This window comes from uncultured Clostridium sp. (genome assembly GCF_934754915.1).
In the GTDB taxonomy this organism is placed as follows: Bacteria; Bacillota; Clostridia; order Clostridiales; family Clostridiaceae; genus Clostridium.
In genome coordinates this window covers 1-17,646 of sequence record NZ_CAKVKB010000078.1, presented here as the reverse complement: position 1 = coordinate 17,646, position 17,646 = coordinate 1, and the positions used below count along the sequence as shown (strand labels likewise).

Here is a 17,646-nt window from a genome sequence, read left to right as displayed (position 1 = left end):
TTATTGGCGCTTTTTATGTGTTGTGTACCAATTGGTATACAAGCAGAAGAGGAGGTGTTATCTTTTGAATATACAGGTCAAAAGATAGAGATTAAAGGAACAAAATTATATCACTTTATTGATGATGATATATATACATCTGAAGCTCCAATTGATTGTGGAAGGTATCGAGCTATTTATTCGGATGGTAGTTATATTGATTATGAAATAACTCCAAAAATAGTTCATGTAAATGTGCGATATAACAAAGATTGGAGACAAGGTGATCCAGAAGAAGAACGTTATTTATGTGAGTATGATGGGGATTATGAATTTAAATTGGATTCTTATGTCAATGGTGATTTTAAAGCAATTGATTGCAATGATAACTACAAATTTGAATTTGAGCCAAAGAATAAGAAAGATGTAGAAATAGTTAAAACAACTATAACTCATCCAGATGTAGATTATGTTTATACAGGTTCTGATATTGTGATTGATAGTAAAGTGAATTCTATTAGTCCAATTATATTAAAGAACGCAGGAGAATACATTGTTGGTTTTAGTGTAGATTCTAATTATTATGAATCCATTCCATTCAAGGTTACGATTCATCCTAAAACAGTACAACTAAGATTAAATAAGTATCAAAAATATGTTGGAGAAAAGGATCCAGTATTTGAAACAGATGATTACATATTAACAAGAGAAGTTGGCGAAGGTGTTGGCAATTATAAACTTAATGCAAAAAGTAAATCAAGAAATTATAAGTACGAAATCATTGAGAATGATGTATTTACTATCTTAGAAAACAAGTCACAACAAATAAAACCTGAAGTAACTGATTACCCAAGCAATGATGAAAATAAAGAACCATTACAATCGGTTAATGATTCGAATAAAGATAAAATTAAACATGCTGGTGCTTCGGATAAGAACACAAGTATAAACACTGAAACAAAAGTAGATAATAAATCTACGAATACAGAAACAAAAGTTGTAACAGGTGTATCAAATTTTACTTTAATGTATTATTTGATGATGGTTTCAAGTATTGCAGTGATAATCTATATCTTAATAAAGAAAAGAAATGTTAAAAGTTAAATAAGAATAAACAGAACCCTTACCTGGTATATGAGTGAGGGCTTTGTTATTGTTAATCAAATAAATATAAGGTTATTTATTAATATAGGGAAAGCGAAGACAACTAAATAAATATAATAATGTTGTAAATGGTTAGCTTTGTAGGTAGAATATAAAGGTATCTGAAAGGGATATTGTATTAAAAAGGAGATACTTAGTTATGAAAACAACATTGATTATTATGGCGGCTGGAATTGGTTCTCGTTTTGGTGGTGGAATCAAACAGTTAGCTAAAATGGGTCCAAATGGAGAAATCATTATGGATTACTCAATCTATGATGCGAAAGAAGCTGGCTTCGATAAAGTCGTGTTTATTATTCGTAAGGATATTGAAGAGGAATTTAAAGAAGTAATAGGTAATCGTATCCAAAATTATATGGATGTAGAATATGTATTCCAAGATATTAATGATTTACCAGAAGGATTTACTTGTCCTGAAGGTCGTACAAAACCTTGGGGAACAGGGCAGGCTGTACTATGTGCAAAAAGTGTTGTAGATACACCTTATGTGATTATTAATGCGGATGATTATTATGGAAAAGAAGCATTTGTGAAGTTACATGATTTCTTGGTTGAACATGCGAAAATGGGAAAAGAATTTGACATGGGTATGGCTGGATTCATTTTAAAGAACACTTTAAGTGAGAATGGAACTGTAACTCGTGGTGTATGTAAAGTGGATGATAATAATTTATTAAAAGAAGTTTATGAAACAACTGGAATCAAGGCTGAAGGGGATAAAATCGTATGTGATAATCCGGAAGTAGAGGTTTGGGCAAAACCAGAAAGTAATGTTTCTATGAATATGTGGGCTGGTTATCCAGATTTCTTAGACTATTTAGAAAAGGATTTTAGTACGTTCTTATCAAATATTTCAGATAATCCGATGAAGAAGGAGTATTTGCTTCCAAATATTGTGGCTGAATTATTGAGAGAAGATCGTATCAATGTAAAGGTACTTGAAACGCATGATAAATGGTTTGGTGTAACATATGCTGAAGATAAGGAATATGTACAAAATGCCTTTAAACAATTGATTGAAGATGGTGTATATCCTGAAAAATTATGGAAATAGTACTAAAAATACTATAGACTCAAATAAAATCAATGAATAAAAACGTCACACACTTTTATAGTGTACATTAATAAAAAGTTAAAAATAGATAAAATCAATTAGCCTTCACTAAGATAACAAGTGGAGGCTTTGTGCTATGTAGCAGTCATTTACAATTGTGTATGCGTTTACATCTGAATGGTTATAATTCTAATTGAGTGTATTGATGGATTTATTCGATATATAAAGCAAATTTTATAAAATTTTTTTTGTTTCTCTGTATTTTTAATATTTCTTTTAAATAAAGTATATCTTTAACTTTTGTGATTTTTGTATGAATTTTCAGGTATTAAATGGTAATTGACATATTATATATATAGGATAAAATTATTAGGCAATAGTTTTATTGTGGTATAAGTATGACTGTTGTAAGGTAATAGGAATAAAAATGATACATTTAGATGATATTAGAAATAGCTGGCTTACCGCATTTTTGATTGATTCGTTCATCTTCTACTGGGGGTATGGGTAGGGAGGAGTGTATCTAAAATTTCATATTTCATTGCTTATTAAGACTTGTTAAATTCTAATAAGCTTTTTTTTATGTTTATAGGAATGGGAGAGTATTATGTATAGGAAGAATGCAAATGGGTGGTTGAAGCATATCGATTTTATCATTCTTGATATGATATGTTTGCAAATTGCATTTGTGGTGGCTTATTTTATTAAGAATGGAAATATACATCTATATAATAATTTCTTATATAGGAATATGGCTATCATATCAGAAGTAGCTGATTTAATGGCTTTACTTATTTTTGGTACATTAAAGGGTGTGTTAAAAAGAGGGCATTATCAAGAATTTGTAAAAACATTAAAACATGGTTTTATTGTTTGCTTATTGGCTGTTTTATATTTGTTTGCAGTTCAAAAAGGGATTTTCTTCTCTAGATTTATTTTATTCTTAACAATCGGTATTTATTTTATATTGACTTATATAGTAAGAGAACTATGGAAGGGTCATATAAAAAAGGGCGTTAATAGTGGTAAGAGAAGAAAACTATTAATTGCAACTTCAAGTACTATAGCTTATAAAGTTATTGAGAATGTTGAAAAGAATAATTATTCTCGATATGACATTGTTGGTGTTGCTTTATTGGATAAGGATTCAATTGGAAATCAAATCAATAATGTATCTGTAGTAGCAAATAATGAAACAGTTGGTATGTATGCTTGTAAAGAGTGGGTAGATGAAGTGTTAATTGTTTTACCTAAAGAAATTGCTTATCCAAATACGTTGATTGAACAATTAACATTGGCTGGTATTACAGTACATATGAATTTAGCTAAGGTAGTAAATTCACCTGGTAAGAAGCAGTTTGTTGAAAAGATTGGTGATTATACAGTTTTAACTACAAGTATTAATTATGTTTCTTTAAATGAATTGTTCTTAAAAAGAGTATTTGATATTATTTGTGGAATATTAGGATGTATATTAACACTTGTTATTTGTATCTTTATTGGACCTGCAATTTATATTGCAAGTCCAGGCCCCATCTTCTTTTCTCAAGAACGTGTTGGTAAGAATGTGAAGAAATTTAAGATGTATAAATTTCGAAGTATGTACTTAGATGCTGAAGAAAGAAAATCAGAATTAATGAAAGACAATAAGCTTGGGGATGGAAAGATGTTTAAACTTGATTTTGATCCTCGAGTTATTGGAAATAAAGTATTGTCTGATGGATCCCGTAAAACAGGTATTGGTGAATTCATGCGTAAAACGAGTTTAGATGAATTCCCACAATTTTTTAATGTATTAAAAGGAGATATGTCTATAGTAGGAACTAGACCTCCTTTAATATCAGAAACAAATCTATATGAGTATCAACATTTTGCACGATTAGCTATTAAACCAGGAATCACTGGTATGTGGCAAGTGAGTGGAAGAAGTGAAATTATAGATTTTGATGAAGTAGTTAAATTAGATAAATATTATATTGAGAACTGGAATCTCGGTTTAGATATCAAGATTCTATTAAAAACAGTACTAGTTGTAGTATGTAAAAAAGGTGCTGTGTAAATTTACAATGGAAAGGAAAATAAAATGGAACAAAAAGAAATGAAGATTTGTCTTGTTGGGTCTTCAGGTGGTCACTTGACACATTTATATATGTTGAAACCATTTTGGAAGGATAAAAATCGTTTTTGGGTTACATTTGATAAAGAGGATGCTAAAAGTGTATTAGAAGGTGAAAAGATGTATCCTTGTTATTATCCAACAAATAGAAGTTTAAAAGCTCTGATTAAAAATACACGTATTGCGTGGAAGGTATTGCATAAAGAAAAACCAGATTTAATTATCTCTTCAGGTGCTGCCGTAGCCGTACCGTTTTTCTATTTAGGTAAAATGATGGGAGCTAAATTAATTTATATAGAAGTGTTCGACAGAATTGATAAACCAACAATGACGGGAAAGATGGTATATCCAATTGTAGATAAGTTTATTGTTCAATGGGATGAACAAAAAAAGGTATATCCAAAAGCAATAAACCTTGGAAGTATTTTCTAGAGAGGTAAATAATGATATTTGTAACAGTAGGAACGCATGAGCAACCATTTAATAGACTTGTGCAAGAAATAGATAATCTAAAAAGAGATGGTGTGATTACTGAGGATGTTATTATGCAAACTGGTTATAGCACATATGAACCTAAATATTGTCAATGGGATAAATTAATTCCATATAAACAAATGATTAAAAATGTAGAGGATGCTCGTATTGTGATAACTCATGGGGGACCAGCAAGTTTTATAATGCCTCTTCAGATTGGCAAAACTCCAATTGTTGTGCCTAGACAAAAGAAATTTGATGAACATGTTAATGATCATCAAGTTGAATTTGCAAGAAATGTAGCAGAAAGAATGGGAACAATTATTCCAGTTGAAGATACTAACAAACTTGGGGAAGTTATAAAAAATTACGATACTATTATTGCTAATATGAATAATAAAATTATGAGTAATAATAAAGTGTTTTGTGATGATTTAGAAAACATAGTTAAAGATTTATTCTATCATTAAAATCAATAAAATTACTAATATTAGTTAAAATGAAAGGAACCAGATTATGCCTATAGGATTGGGATTTCAGCGTAAGCACAGATTTCTAGGATATAAACTGAAATATATGTATTATTTTATTGCAAGAAGAGATATACTTCAAAGAAAAGAATCTTATGGAGACCAGAATAAAGATGAAGTAATATATGTTATTAAGCCTGATTATCAAGATGGAGTAGAAGGATTGCTTTCTTTGATTTTTAAGCAAGTCTTATATATAGACTATGCTATAAAAGAAGGATACATTCCTTTTGTTGATTGGAAAAATTTTAAAACGCAATATTACGACGGAAAGAATAATGCTTGGAATTATTTTTTTCAACCTGTTTCTAATATAAGTGAGGAAGAAGCTTATACAAGTAAAAATGTCTATCTATCTGGATGGACTTTTAATGACATTAATTCAAAAGGATTGTTTGAAGAAGAGATTTTCTTTAATAAAAGGATAGAAAAACAAAGTTATGAATTACTAAAATCTAATCTTTTTTTTAGTGATGATGTAGTTAGAATTGTAAATGAAGAAGAAAAAAAACTTGATATTGAAAATTGTATAGGTGTTTATGTAAGGGGCACTGATTATATAAAATTGCGTCCATCCGGAGAATATGTTCAGCCAGATGTATTTATGGTTGAACAACAAATTAAACTGTTTTTACTAAAGTATAATGCACCTATTTATTTAGTTACTGAAGATGGAGATATCTATGATGAATTGACAAATAAGTTTGGAGATATAATAAGAATTGTATCATTTGACTCATTTATCAGAAACTATGATGGGAAAGATGTTTTGAGTAGGTCAGGTGTTTTGAATGATGATAAAAAGCAACGGGGACAAAACTATTTAGTGAAAATGATTTTACTTTCAAAATGCAAGTATTTAATTAGTTCGATAACACAAGGATCTAAATTTAGTTATGCTTTGAATGGTGGTAAATATAAAGATGAATATATTTTTAATTTAGGTCTTTATGATTAAGAAAGAAAGATTTTGGTGAAGTAATATGTTATTTAGTATAGTAATTCCAGTATATAATGTAGAAAATTATTTAGATGAATGCGTGCAGTCAATTTTAAGTCAAGTAGGTAAAATAGATTATGATTGTGAAATATTATTAATTGATGATGGTTCAACAGATAATAGTGGTAAAATATGTGATTCATATGTTGCTAAATATCCAACCATAGTTAAGACTTATCATAAGAAAAATCAAGGATTATTGGCGACAAGAAGGTATGGATTTAATAGAACATCTGGAGAGTACATTATCAATTGTGATTCTGATGATTTGCTTGAAGATACAGCACTTGAGACATTATATAATATTGTTAAAAAATATGAATTTCCAGATGTAATTATTTATAATCATAATAGTTATGATGGTAAAAATAAAACAACTGCATTTAAGGATATATTCACAACTGACCATGATTGTGTAGTAGAAAAAAAAATAGTTTTAGAAGAATTTCTTAGCCGACATAGTATTGTAAGTATCTGTGGGAAAATGATTAAAAGAACATGCATTGATTTTGACAGAAATTATAGCGATTATGGTAGATTAAGTACAGGAGAAGATACTTTACAATCAATTGAATTCTTTTCTAATGCAGTCTCATTTGTATATTTAAATGAATCGTTATATGACTATAGATATGGATCTGGAATGACTGTGAAATTCGATGCAAATTATTTCTTCACATTTAAGCGTGTATTTGAATCTATAGAGAAAAAAAAAGATGAGTGGAATTTGAAAAATTTTGATTTATTATTTGCTATAAAAGTTTTACAAACAGCTGGTAGAGCTATTACACAATCAAGATATAATACATGGAGGTCAGTTAAAGATCAGAAAGAATACCTATTGAAGATATGTAATGACTCTATGGTGATATCGAATTTTAAATATATAAAAGAAGTAAGAAATAAACTACAATTTAACCACTATATTTTATTATTGTTATTGAAGAAGAAGAGATTGTTATCTATAGTATTATTATTAAATCTTAAAAATGTATTTTTATTGAAAAAATAATTGGGAGGTTTTATATAAAGTATGGTGAGATTTTTACAAAGTTGTGTTTATTCATTAGATGTAATGATATATTTTAGAGCTAAATATGATAATGAAAGATTAAGAAAATTTGTATCAATTTTGTTAATCCCATTAGGGTTAATTCGATATGTGTGGATGTCGATAAAAGCAAAAAAAATTGAAAATAACGAAAAAAAGTGTGCAATTGTTACGATTGTAAAAAATGAGGGGAAGTATATTAAGGAATTTATTGAATATTATACAGCTTTAGGTTGCGATTTAATTATATATGATAATGATTCAGATGATAATACTTCTTTAATAGTGAATGAATATAAAAATGTTAAATATATTCCATGGCATGGCAAAAAAAGACAAATCGATGCATATAACGAAGCAACAAAGAAATATAAATATGAATATAAATATATGATGTTTTTTGATGCAGATGAAATATTAGTAGCAGATGAAATACTAGAAGGTAAATCACTAATGTGCATATTAGATTCATTTTTTAATGTTGATAAAAAGATTTCTTGTTTAGGTATAAATTGGTTAATATTTGGTTCATCAGGATTAATCGAAGACCCAAAATGTGGTGTGATTGATGCTTTTACGCAAGCAGCCAATGATGAGTTTGAGTGGAATCAATTAGTGAAATCTTGTGTAATTCCATCAAAAATTATTGGGTGGGTAAATCCACACCTTCCTTTACAGGTTCATGGATTTAAAAAAGTTAATCTCGATGGCAAGGTAATTGTACAACCTAGGAATATATTACCAAATAAAAACAATATTAGACTATATCACTATTTTGTAAAGAATAAACAACATTTTCAAGAAAAAGTAAATAAGGGTATGGCTGATAGAAATGCAAAACGAACAATGGATGAGTTTTATTATTATGATAAAAATGATGTAAATAATTTTAAAGCTATTGAAATTAGAAATTATATAATGTCTAAGAAGAATGAAAGTGCGTATAATTATGAAAGTTAAAATTTCAGAATTGCTATATAAAATTATACTTAGCTTATTAATGTTTGATGCAGCTTTTTATAGTACAACGTTGCCAATTGTTTTTAAGGATAAATTTCACATGATATGTTTAATTTTAACGTTGATATTTAGTGTATTTTGTATTTTTTCTAAAAAATATACAATCAAGTATTTGCTATTAAATATATTAATATTAATGTTTGGTTTAATAAGCTATCTCATTAGTGGAAATTCAGATATATTTACTAGCTTATTATTAGTAATGTTAGCGTGGAACATTAATTTGGATGAAATTTTAAAAATAATTTTTAACATTCGTTTCATTGTATTTATTCTAGTTGTATTCCTATCTTTAATTGGTATACTTGATGCCGGAACTATAGCTACAACTTCCGCAGATAAAGGTGTTTTATTAGGTTATGGACATGCCAATACATTTGCAGGGTCAGCAGGAATTTTGGTGTTTCTTGTGTTTGCAATTAAAAGAAACAATATAAAACACATACATTATTATATGGCTTTAATTGCAGATATATTTATATTTTATTTTTCAAGATCTAGAACAAGTTTGATGCTTATCTCACTATTAATTGTAATTGTTTATATGGTAAAGAATTCATCGTTAATAAATAATTGGTTTTTAAAAATATCTAAATATATATTACCATTAATATTAATTAGTATATTTACTTTTATCTTTATACGAACAAAAGGTATTGCTCCGCATTTTATTGATATAATAGATAAGATTATGAATGGTCGAATATTACTTGCTTGTATGAATTTAATGTATTATCCAATAACTTTATTAGGACAGAGAATAGATATGTCGTTAATTGCAGCATCAAATACATATTTTGCATTAGATAATGGTTATATCTATATATTGATTCATTATGGAGTAATTGGTTTATTAGTTATATGTATACTTCAACAGTATGCAATAACTCGTTGTATAAATGAATCAGAAACAATATTATGTGTCATATCAACATTAATTCTATGTTGGATGATGTATGAAGGCATGATGGTGTCAGCTACGGCAAATTTTACACTGTTATTTTCTGTTGTTACAATAAAAAAATATAATAATATAAAAACTCAGAAAGGAATAAATTTATGATACCTAAAATAATTCATTATTGTTGGTTTGGGAAAAAACCATTACCAGAAATTGCCATAAAATGCAAAAAAAGTTGGGAGAAATTTTTTCCTGATTATGAAATAATCGAATGGAATGAAGATAATTTTGATCTGAATAGTTGTGATTATGTAAAAGAGGCATATGAAGAAAAAAAATGGGCATTTGTAAGTGATTATGCCAGATTTAAAATTTTATACGAATATGGAGGAATATATTTTGATACCGATGTTGAGATAATAAAAAATTTTGATGATATATTAGAAAAAGGTGCTTTTATTGGACGCGAGAGAATTGCTGGTTCTTTCCCAGTAAATGCTGGATTAGGATTGGCTGCTAGACCTAAAATGCCAATTATTGAAGAAATTCTAAATAGTTATGAGAAATCGCATTTTATCCAAAGTACAAAGATGGAGACAGTAGTTGAAAGAGTAACAAAGATATTATCAGTATATGGACTTAGTAACGAGAATAAATATGAAGTGATTAAGGGGATGCAAATTTATCCTTTTGATTATTTTTGTCCTTTTGATTATAACATTGGGGAATTAAATGTGACAATAAATACGCGTTCAATACACTGGTATGATGCATCTTGGTTGGATAAAAAAATGCAAAAAAGGCGGGCAAATTGTGTAAAAATCCAAAAGACTTTTAAAGGTAGAACTGGAGAAAAAATAGCCAAAATATATACAAGTTTATCATATTATTGGGAATGGGTAACTACAGGGGATTTTGAAACAATAAAATGTAAGTTTATAGATAAAATTAAGAGGAAATAGTAAAGTGTTAAAAAAGGTTATTAAGTATTGTGTATCTAGAATGGGCTATTTACTTCCCATTAAATCTAAAATGTCTGTAAAAGAAGCAAGAAAATTGTTAAATGAATTTAGTTCAAAACCAACAGGTACTTGTTACACTCAAAATTGTATAGATTTACAATACGATTTACAGATAATAATTCCTGCATATAATGCTGAAGAATTTATAAAACAGTGTGTAGAATCCGTTTTAATTCAAAAGTCCGAATACAAAATATTAGTAGTTATAATTAATGATGGATCTACAGATTTGACCAGTATGATTTTAGATAAAATAAAAAAAGATAATGAATTAAATGAAAACATTCAATTAGAGATAATAAATCAATCGAATAAAGGATTTTCTGGTGCTAGAAATACAGGGTTAAAATGTTTAAAGGGTAGATATATAATGTTATTAGATTCAGATGATATTATACCTGAAAATACAATTAAGACAATGATGGATCATGCATTAAAAACGAATGCTGATATTATACAAGGAAGTTGGTATGATTTTAATGGTGATATAAAAAAAGAACATTTTGTAAATGCCAAAAGTAAAAATATATCTGGATATCCATGGGGAAAATTGTATAAATACACAATTTTTGAACATTTTAAGTTTCCTGAAGGCTATTGGTTCGAAGATACACCTATATCTTTTATATTAACGGGTTTACCTTTAAACATATTTCTAATCAACGATATAATATAAGGATACCGTTTAAACAATAATGGTATTACTGCAAAATCTTTAAATAGTAACAAATCGATAGATTCTTATTGGATTACTGAGTTATGCTTAGAAGAATTTTCAAAGTTTAATTTGCAATATGATCAGAGAGCATATGAATATTTGCTGAAACAAACTTTAATGACTGCAGGAAGAATTTGTAAACAGCCTTGGAAAGTTCGTGAATCGGTGTTTGTTTTAACATCGTATTTAAAAAATGAATACTTTGATGGATTTAAAACTAATGATTACAAAATGATGAAATTAGAGAAAGCGTTGGAAAAGAAAAGATTTTTCCAGTTTGAATTATTGAAATTACATATATGACTAGATTTGAAAAGGAGATAAGTTCAATGAATCGTTATAAATATCTATTAAAAAATGTAGGACTCCTAACACTAAGCAGCTTTGCAACAAAGCTCCTTAGCTTCTTTTTGGTGCCATTATATACAAATATTTTAACTACAACTGAATATGGAACTTATGATCTTTTCAATACAACTATTGGTGTTCTGATTCCGATTCTTACATTAAATATCCAAGAAGCTGTTATGAGATTTTCTATTGATAGCAGTTATAATAGAAAATCTATAATTACTATTTCTACAAAATATTTAATTATTTCAAATATAGTAGTAGCATCGGGATTGTTACTCAATAATTTGTTTGGAGTTAGTCTTATTGCAAAACAATATGCCGTATATTTCTTTTTAATGTTTTTGGTACAATCCTCTTCTGGAATGATAACAATGTATATAAGAGGAATTGATAAAATTAGCGATCTTTCTGTATCAAGCGTTATTGCTTCTATAATTACGATATGTTTAAATATTTGTTTTTTAGCAGTCTTTCATTGTGGTTTACCTGGATATTTCCTTGCAAATATAATTGGTCCTTTATTTCAGTCTGTTTATTTAATTATTAAAGCAAAGGTTATAAGAGGTATTGATTTTAAAAATCAATACAAAAATGAAACTAAAGAGATGATACACTATAGTCGACCATTGATTGCAAATAGCATTGCATGGTGGGTAAATAATGCCTCAGATAGATATGTTGTTGTGTTCTTTTGCGGACTTGCAGAAAATGGTATATATTCTGTAGCTTCTAAAATCCCATCTATCATCAATATTTTTCAAACGATTTTTAATCAAGCATGGACTTTATCAGCGGTAAAAGATTTTGATTCAGAGGATAAAAACGGATTTTTTACTAATACATATAAAGTGTATAATTGTATGATGGTTATTGCTTGCTCAGCAATTATAGTATTGGATAAAATCCTTGCTAAGTTTTTATACGCAAAAGACTTTTTCATTGCATGGAAATATGTACCATGGCTAACTATCGCAATTTTATTTGGTGCAATGTCTGGATATATTGGTGGACTTTTTGCAGCGGTAAAAGATTCAAAAATATTTGCAAAATCGACTGTTTATGGTGCGGTTACTAATATAGTCTTGAATTTGATATTTACCCCGGTAATTGGTGCAATGGGTGCTGCAATTGCAACAACGGTTTCTTATATGGAAGTATGGTTGTTCAGATATTGGCATTCAAAAAAATATATGCACATAAGAATTAATCTATCTAGGGATATTTTTAGCTATGTTTTGTTGATTGTCCAATCAGTCGTTCTTTTATTTGATTTTTCAAATGTATTGTTGTACACAATAGAATTGATGTTACTTCTAATTATTATAGTACTTTATTTAAAAGATATATTTATGTTATTAAATAAAGGAAAAAATATGGCATTGTGGAAAGGTGGAAAAGGTTAGAAAATATGAAAATAGGAATCATTACTTGGTTTACAGGACCAAATTACGGAACAAATCTTCAAGCCATTGCTCTTCAATACTATTTAAGAAAGGCAGGGCATAAGGTTGAGATAATTAACTATGAGGTTACATCTTCAAAATCAAAAAAAGAGAAAAAAAGTATATTTAAGAAAATTGCATATCAACCACAAAAATATGTGATCAAATATGCTTTGAATAAATATTCTAAGGATATAGTATCTCGAAACGAAAAGTTGGCTAATGCAATACAAAATTATTGTAGTTTAACTTCTAAAATTTCAAATGTCAACCAATTGATAGATACGTGTAATACTTTCGATTTACTAGTCTGTGGTAGTGATCAAATATGGAACCCTAATTGGTATGATAGATTTTATTATGCTGATTACGATGATATTAAAACAAGGCGAATATCATATGCACCTAGTATGGGGGTAAATGCTATTTCAAATGAGGTTATTCCGGAAATTAAGAGAAGCATAAGCAAATTTGATATGATTTCGGTTCGAGAAGAAAAAGCAGCGAAATTACTAGAACCATTTATGAAAAGCAAACCATCTGTTGTGGTTGATCCAACTTTATTGTTGTCAGAGGAAGAATGGAATAACTTGTTCAAGAAAAGAGAAACAGATCTTGATAAATATGTGTTAGCTTTTTTCTTGAATGATGAAATGACACATTTAAAAGCTACCAGAAATTTTGCCAAAAAACATTCATATAGATTGATTGTCATTCCCTATAAAGGAATGACATATTTACAGAAAGCAGATATACGGGCTGATACTGGCTTGGAAGATTTATTAAATTTAATTAAGGATGCGGAATACGTTATTACAGATTCTTTTCACATTACTGTTTTTTCAATCATTTATAAAAAACAGTTTTTTACATTTCAACGATTTAAAGAGGATGCATTTACATCACAAAATGTTAGAGTTACAAACTTGTTAAAAATTGCAAATTTAACTTCAAGATTGCTTCCATACAAATCGACAACAATTGAGGAAATGGATGAAATTAATTATGATAATCACGAAACTGAGCTTAAAAATGAAATAAAAAAAAGTAAAGACTTTTTAAAAAAGGCAGTTGAAAAATCGTAACGGAGCTGATACCGAAAGTCAGTTTGTTGAAGTCGTTTACGACAGTTTGAATTATTAGAAGGAGGAAAAGTAATTTCACTTCAAAGTTACTATGAAAGAATACAATGGAAAAAGTGTCAGCAATTGTTGCAATATATAAATCAGAAAAATTCTTACCAAAATTGTTAGATTCAATTATAGAACAAACATGGGAGAATCTTGAAATCTTACTTATAGATGATGGTTCTCCTGATAATAGTGGAACTATTTGTGATGAATATGCTTTACAAGATAAACGAATTAGGGTTATTCACAAAAAAAATGGTGGAGCATGCGAAGCTAGAAATGTGGGACTTAATGAGGCTACTGGAGATTATATTCTTGTGATTGATGGAGATGATTGGTTAGAAAGAGATTATGTTGAATATCTTATGAATTTAATACATAAAACAGGAGCTGAAATGGCTATGACAGACAATATATTTACCACAAGGGATAGGAAACAAATTGATAGTGATAAAATAGAAATATGGACTTCAGAAGAAGCTTTTTGTAACATTATTTATCCTAAAATACCGATTGGGCCATGGAACAAGATATATAAAACTTCTTTATTAAGAGATAATCACATAGATTTTAATCGACCTTGGTCAGGTGAAGGTTTGTATTTTTCTTCAATGGCTGCTCAGTATTCAAATTGTGTTGGTATAGGACACCGGAAAATTTATAATTATAGATTGAATAATGCGAATAGCGGACTAACTGATTATAATATTGTAATGGGAACAAATGCATTGATGAATATTAAATATATTAAAGACCACAGAAAGATAAATTCAAAACGTACAGAATATGCATGTAATTGGCATATATGGAAAAATTATGGATATACTTTATTCTTAATAATTGCAACAAATTCTGTTTCAGAAAATAACGCTCTTTATAAAGAATGTATTCATAATATTCATACAATGTTAACGGATGTTTTGTTTCATTCAGAACTTGGGCTAAAAACAAAAATAAAAATGCTTGTTCAAGGAGTTGCCCCAGTTTGGTGGGCAAAGAGAGATTTTATAAAGCAGCAGATTGCGTTTAAAGCAGATACTATGGAATAAGGAGAATAAGACTTATGACTGTAAAAGGAAAAATAAAAAAACTGTTTGCACAAAAGGAATATATACCCATATTTCATCCGGTTTCTTCATCAAAAGAATTTGAAGAAAAGGTTATTTTGATTTCGGGTGGATCTGGAGGCATTGGTTTGGAAGTTGCTAAGTCACTTCAAGAAGCTGGTGCAGTTGTAGTAATTGCTGGAACAAATGAAAATAAACTTAATAGAATTAAAGTAGAAACAAATTTAGAAACAGTCGTAATGAACTATTCCTATCCGGAAACATTTAAATCGGTTATTGAAAAAGTTACAAAAAAATTTGGAAAAATAGATATTTTTATTAGCTCGGCTGGAGTACATACGGAAAATGTAGATTTTTGGACAATGAATCAAAAGGAATTTGATAGAGTAATGGATATTAATTTAAAAGGAGTATTTTTTGCGTGTCAGACTATTGGAAAGTATATGGTTGATAATAAAATTAAGGGAAGTATTCTTCTTATATCCTCATCTAGAGGATCAGAACCAGCGTGGTCTCCGTATGGGATTTCTAAATGGGGGTTGAAAGGTTTAACTGAAGGTTTGGCGCAGATCTTCATACCATATGGAATAAATGTCAATTCAATTGCCCCAGGCTCAACAGCTACTGGATTAATAGGTTTTAAAGAAGGCGATAGTATTACTTCAGAAGAAAATGGAATGAACAGATTAGTAATGCCAGATGAAGTGGCAACATTAGCTAAATTGCTTGTAAGTGATGCTGGTAAAATGATTGACGGAGAAGTCATTCATATTGCAGCAGGAAGAGGTACTTTTGACATTAGATAGTAAAAAAAACTAGGACTAAACTGAAACATAGGTGACATGTTAATAAAATTGGCATTAATGATATCTATTTAAGACTTATTATATAAGTGTAACGAGTGGAGAATAAGATTATGAAAAAGATAGTAAAAAAACTAGTTTTACCAATTTTCGCAATTATTTTAATAATTAGTAATGTTACAATTGTTCGTGCTGTAGATAGTCTGTATGCACATTATGAAGAAGCAAGTTCTGGAGGAGTCACATTAAAAGTAGAATGGAATGATCCAGTATTAGGAAAAGAAACCACGTTTCATGTATCTGCAACTGGTGGAAGTGGAAAGTACAAATTTAGTATGGAGGTACCGGGTTACACAGATCCTGATGTATTATCGTATGAAAGTGTAGCAGATCCTGATTATTGGAAAGAGACTACATATACTAGTGAATGTAGTTCTCAAGATTATAAGTTTACTATGATGGCTAGTGGAACATATCATTTTCGCTTTTATGTAATGGATAAAACAGCTAATATGTATTATCTAAGAACAAATTTCTTTATTCAAGTATCAAGTCCGGATTATCCAAGTGTAAATTCAATTGTTCAATCAGCTGTAGCACAATGCAATGCTGAAACTGATGGTTCAGATTATGCGAAGGCTTTATGGTTACATGATTGGTTATTAAATCAATTGGATTATGACAACTCATTGAAATGGGCAAGTGCTGAAAGTGCGTTAACAAGGGGTGGGGGTACTTGTCAAGCATATGAGAGTGCCTATTCTAAATTATTATCGGCTGCAGGAATTGAAAACGCAGAAATACGAGATACATATGATGGACATACTTGGAATACTTTTAAGATTGACGGTGAATGGTATCAAGTAGATTGTACATGGGATGATTCTAATGATCATTGGTATGATTTTGATCAAAGAAGATTGTATTTTGGATTAACTGATGAATTAATGTCAATAGCTCATCCTGGACATGCAAGAATTTATACAGCAGAAGGATATGCTACTCGTTCTACATGTTTAGCAAACAATTACTTTGTAAAAAGTGGAGATGCCACAAAATGGGTTACAGCATATAAAGATAGAATTCAAGAAAATTTAAATGCAGAAAAAACACAATTTTCAATTACTGCAGACAATGCAACATATCCACCTAGTATTTATGGTATTCAAAATCGAATCATTGCTTATGTTATGAATCAGATGAATTGGGCAACAGATAGTAATAATATCAAATTATATGTGAGTATAGATGATAAGGAATTTTTATTTAAAGCTGAATATTATGCCAAAAGTGATGCTTCAAAATTAGATAAGCTGGCAGAAAAAAACAAGGACATCGTCACAGATGGAAACTATGTTCTGTCATCCAGCATTAAAAACAGTTATGTGATGGATGTAAAAGACAGCAGTAAATCTGAAGGAGCAAATATTGAGTTGAAGTCTAGAAACAATAATGATTCACAGATCTGGAAAGTCAGTCATGATGAAAAGGGATATGTAACATTTACAAATACTAAAACAGGAAAAGTGCTGAGTACTGACAATGTAGCAAACAATAGTAATATATTCCAAAAAGAGAAGACAAATAACTACAATGAGAAATGGATTGTCAAGGAAGATGGTACAATCATATCTGCGCTTGATGAAAAATATGTGATTGATCTGCGTTGGGGCGAAGCAAAAGATGGCTCAAATATACAATTATATGAGTCAAATGGTTCAAAGGCGCAGAAGTGGCAATTTCATGATGCTTCAAAATTAGATAAGCTGGCAGAAAAAAACAAGGACATCGTCACAGATGGAAACTATGTTCTGTCATCCA

17 protein-coding genes are annotated in these 17,646 nt (G+C 29.1%); all 17 read left to right on the top strand.

Annotation, left to right across the window (positions count from 1 at the left end; genetic code table 11):
• The coding region (locus Q0F58_RS12100; RefSeq protein ID WP_294376861.1) for a hypothetical protein at positions 1-1,083 on the top strand (1,083 nt) is incomplete at its 5' end.
• Positions 1,084-1,282: 199 nt separating this feature from the next.
• The gene (locus Q0F58_RS12095) at positions 1,283-2,197 is read left to right on the top strand and encodes a sugar phosphate nucleotidyltransferase (RefSeq protein ID WP_294376860.1); all 915 of its coding nucleotides are present in this window, start codon (positions 1,283-1,285) and stop codon (positions 2,195-2,197) included.
• A 607-nt stretch (positions 2,198-2,804) separates the two neighbouring features.
• Positions 2,805-4,256 (top strand): sugar transferase, encoded by a 1,452-nt coding sequence (locus Q0F58_RS12090; protein ID WP_294376859.1) that lies wholly within the window; start codon positions 2,805-2,807, stop codon positions 4,254-4,256.
• A gap of 24 nt (positions 4,257-4,280) precedes the next feature.
• Entirely contained in the window at positions 4,281-4,745 is a 465-nt protein-coding gene (pssD, locus tag Q0F58_RS12085) for a PssD/Cps14F family polysaccharide biosynthesis glycosyltransferase (RefSeq protein ID WP_367118179.1), read from the top strand.
• A gap of 11 nt (positions 4,746-4,756) precedes the next feature.
• Positions 4,757-5,257: a glycosyltransferase gene (locus tag Q0F58_RS12080; RefSeq protein WP_294376857.1), complete on the top strand. Its 501-nt coding sequence runs from the start codon at positions 4,757-4,759 to the stop codon at positions 5,255-5,257.
• 46 nt (positions 5,258-5,303) lie between these two features.
• Positions 5,304-6,275, top strand: a complete 972-nt coding sequence (locus tag Q0F58_RS12075) for a hypothetical protein (RefSeq protein WP_294376854.1) — start codon at positions 5,304-5,306, stop codon at positions 6,273-6,275.
• 25 nt (positions 6,276-6,300) lie between these two features.
• Positions 6,301-7,329, top strand: coding sequence for a glycosyltransferase family 2 protein (locus tag Q0F58_RS12070; RefSeq protein ID WP_294376852.1), 1,029 nt, complete (start codon positions 6,301-6,303; stop codon positions 7,327-7,329).
• Positions 7,330-7,350: 21 nt separating this feature from the next.
• Positions 7,351-8,328: a glycosyltransferase family 2 protein gene (locus Q0F58_RS12065; protein WP_294376850.1), complete on the top strand. Its 978-nt coding sequence runs from the start codon at positions 7,351-7,353 to the stop codon at positions 8,326-8,328.
• 283 nt (positions 8,329-8,611) lie between these two features.
• Positions 8,612-9,451, top strand: a complete 840-nt coding sequence (locus Q0F58_RS12060) for a hypothetical protein (protein WP_294376848.1) — start codon at positions 8,612-8,614, stop codon at positions 9,449-9,451.
• On the top strand, positions 9,448-10,251 hold the full coding sequence (locus Q0F58_RS12055) for a glycosyltransferase family 32 protein (RefSeq protein ID WP_294376821.1): 804 nt from the start codon (positions 9,448-9,450) through the stop codon (positions 10,249-10,251). Before Q0F58_RS12060 ends, Q0F58_RS12055 begins: the two co-directional genes overlap by 4 nt.
• Before the next feature lie 4 nt (positions 10,252-10,255).
• Positions 10,256-10,987, top strand: a complete 732-nt coding sequence (locus Q0F58_RS12050) for a glycosyltransferase family A protein (protein ID WP_294376820.1) — start codon at positions 10,256-10,258, stop codon at positions 10,985-10,987.
• 141 nt (positions 10,988-11,128) lie between these two features.
• Entirely contained in the window at positions 11,129-11,332 is a 204-nt protein-coding gene (locus Q0F58_RS12045) for a hypothetical protein (RefSeq protein ID WP_294376819.1), read from the top strand.
• A 26-nt stretch (positions 11,333-11,358) separates the two neighbouring features.
• Entirely contained in the window at positions 11,359-12,786 is a 1,428-nt protein-coding gene (locus tag Q0F58_RS12040) for a lipopolysaccharide biosynthesis protein (protein ID WP_294376818.1), read from the top strand.
• A 5-nt stretch (positions 12,787-12,791) separates the two neighbouring features.
• The gene (locus Q0F58_RS12035; protein ID WP_294376817.1) at positions 12,792-13,910 is read left to right on the top strand and encodes a polysaccharide pyruvyl transferase family protein; all 1,119 of its coding nucleotides are present in this window, start codon (positions 12,792-12,794) and stop codon (positions 13,908-13,910) included.
• Positions 13,911-14,014: 104 nt separating this feature from the next.
• Positions 14,015-15,004, top strand: coding sequence for a glycosyltransferase family 2 protein (locus Q0F58_RS12030; RefSeq protein ID WP_294376816.1), 990 nt, complete (start codon positions 14,015-14,017; stop codon positions 15,002-15,004).
• Between the two features lie 14 nt (positions 15,005-15,018).
• Entirely contained in the window at positions 15,019-15,828 is an 810-nt protein-coding gene (locus Q0F58_RS12025) for an SDR family NAD(P)-dependent oxidoreductase (RefSeq protein WP_294376814.1), read from the top strand.
• A 110-nt stretch (positions 15,829-15,938) separates the two neighbouring features.
• Positions 15,939-17,646, top strand: a 1,708-nt coding sequence (locus tag Q0F58_RS12020) for a ricin-type beta-trefoil lectin domain protein (RefSeq protein WP_294376813.1), incomplete at its 3' end; no start/stop codon positions are given.

What these genes read in the sequence shown, in the direction of transcription:
- Q0F58_RS12095 (WP_294376860.1), top strand. Translation starts at nt 1,283, where the DNA reads ATGAAAACAACATTGATTATTATGGCGGCTGGAATTGGTTCTCGTTTT.
- Q0F58_RS12090 (WP_294376859.1), top strand. Translation starts at nt 2,805, where the DNA reads ATGTATAGGAAGAATGCAAATGGGTGGTTGAAGCATATCGATTTTATC.
- pssD (WP_367118179.1), top strand. Translation starts at nt 4,281, where the DNA reads ATGGAACAAAAAGAAATGAAGATTTGTCTTGTTGGGTCTTCAGGTGGT.
- Q0F58_RS12080 (WP_294376857.1), top strand. Translation starts at nt 4,757, where the DNA reads ATGATATTTGTAACAGTAGGAACGCATGAGCAACCATTTAATAGACTT.
- Q0F58_RS12075 (WP_294376854.1), top strand. Translation starts at nt 5,304, where the DNA reads ATGCCTATAGGATTGGGATTTCAGCGTAAGCACAGATTTCTAGGATAT.
- Q0F58_RS12070 (WP_294376852.1), top strand. Translation starts at nt 6,301, where the DNA reads ATGTTATTTAGTATAGTAATTCCAGTATATAATGTAGAAAATTATTTA.
- Q0F58_RS12065 (WP_294376850.1), top strand. Translation starts at nt 7,351, where the DNA reads ATGGTGAGATTTTTACAAAGTTGTGTTTATTCATTAGATGTAATGATA.
- Q0F58_RS12055 (WP_294376821.1), top strand. Translation starts at nt 9,448, where the DNA reads ATGATACCTAAAATAATTCATTATTGTTGGTTTGGGAAAAAACCATTA.
- Q0F58_RS12040 (WP_294376818.1), top strand. Translation starts at nt 11,359, where the DNA reads ATGAATCGTTATAAATATCTATTAAAAAATGTAGGACTCCTAACACTA.
- Q0F58_RS12035 (WP_294376817.1), top strand. Translation starts at nt 12,792, where the DNA reads ATGAAAATAGGAATCATTACTTGGTTTACAGGACCAAATTACGGAACA.
- Q0F58_RS12030 (WP_294376816.1), top strand. Translation starts at nt 14,015, where the DNA reads ATGGAAAAAGTGTCAGCAATTGTTGCAATATATAAATCAGAAAAATTC.
- Q0F58_RS12025 (WP_294376814.1), top strand. Translation starts at nt 15,019, where the DNA reads ATGACTGTAAAAGGAAAAATAAAAAAACTGTTTGCACAAAAGGAATAT.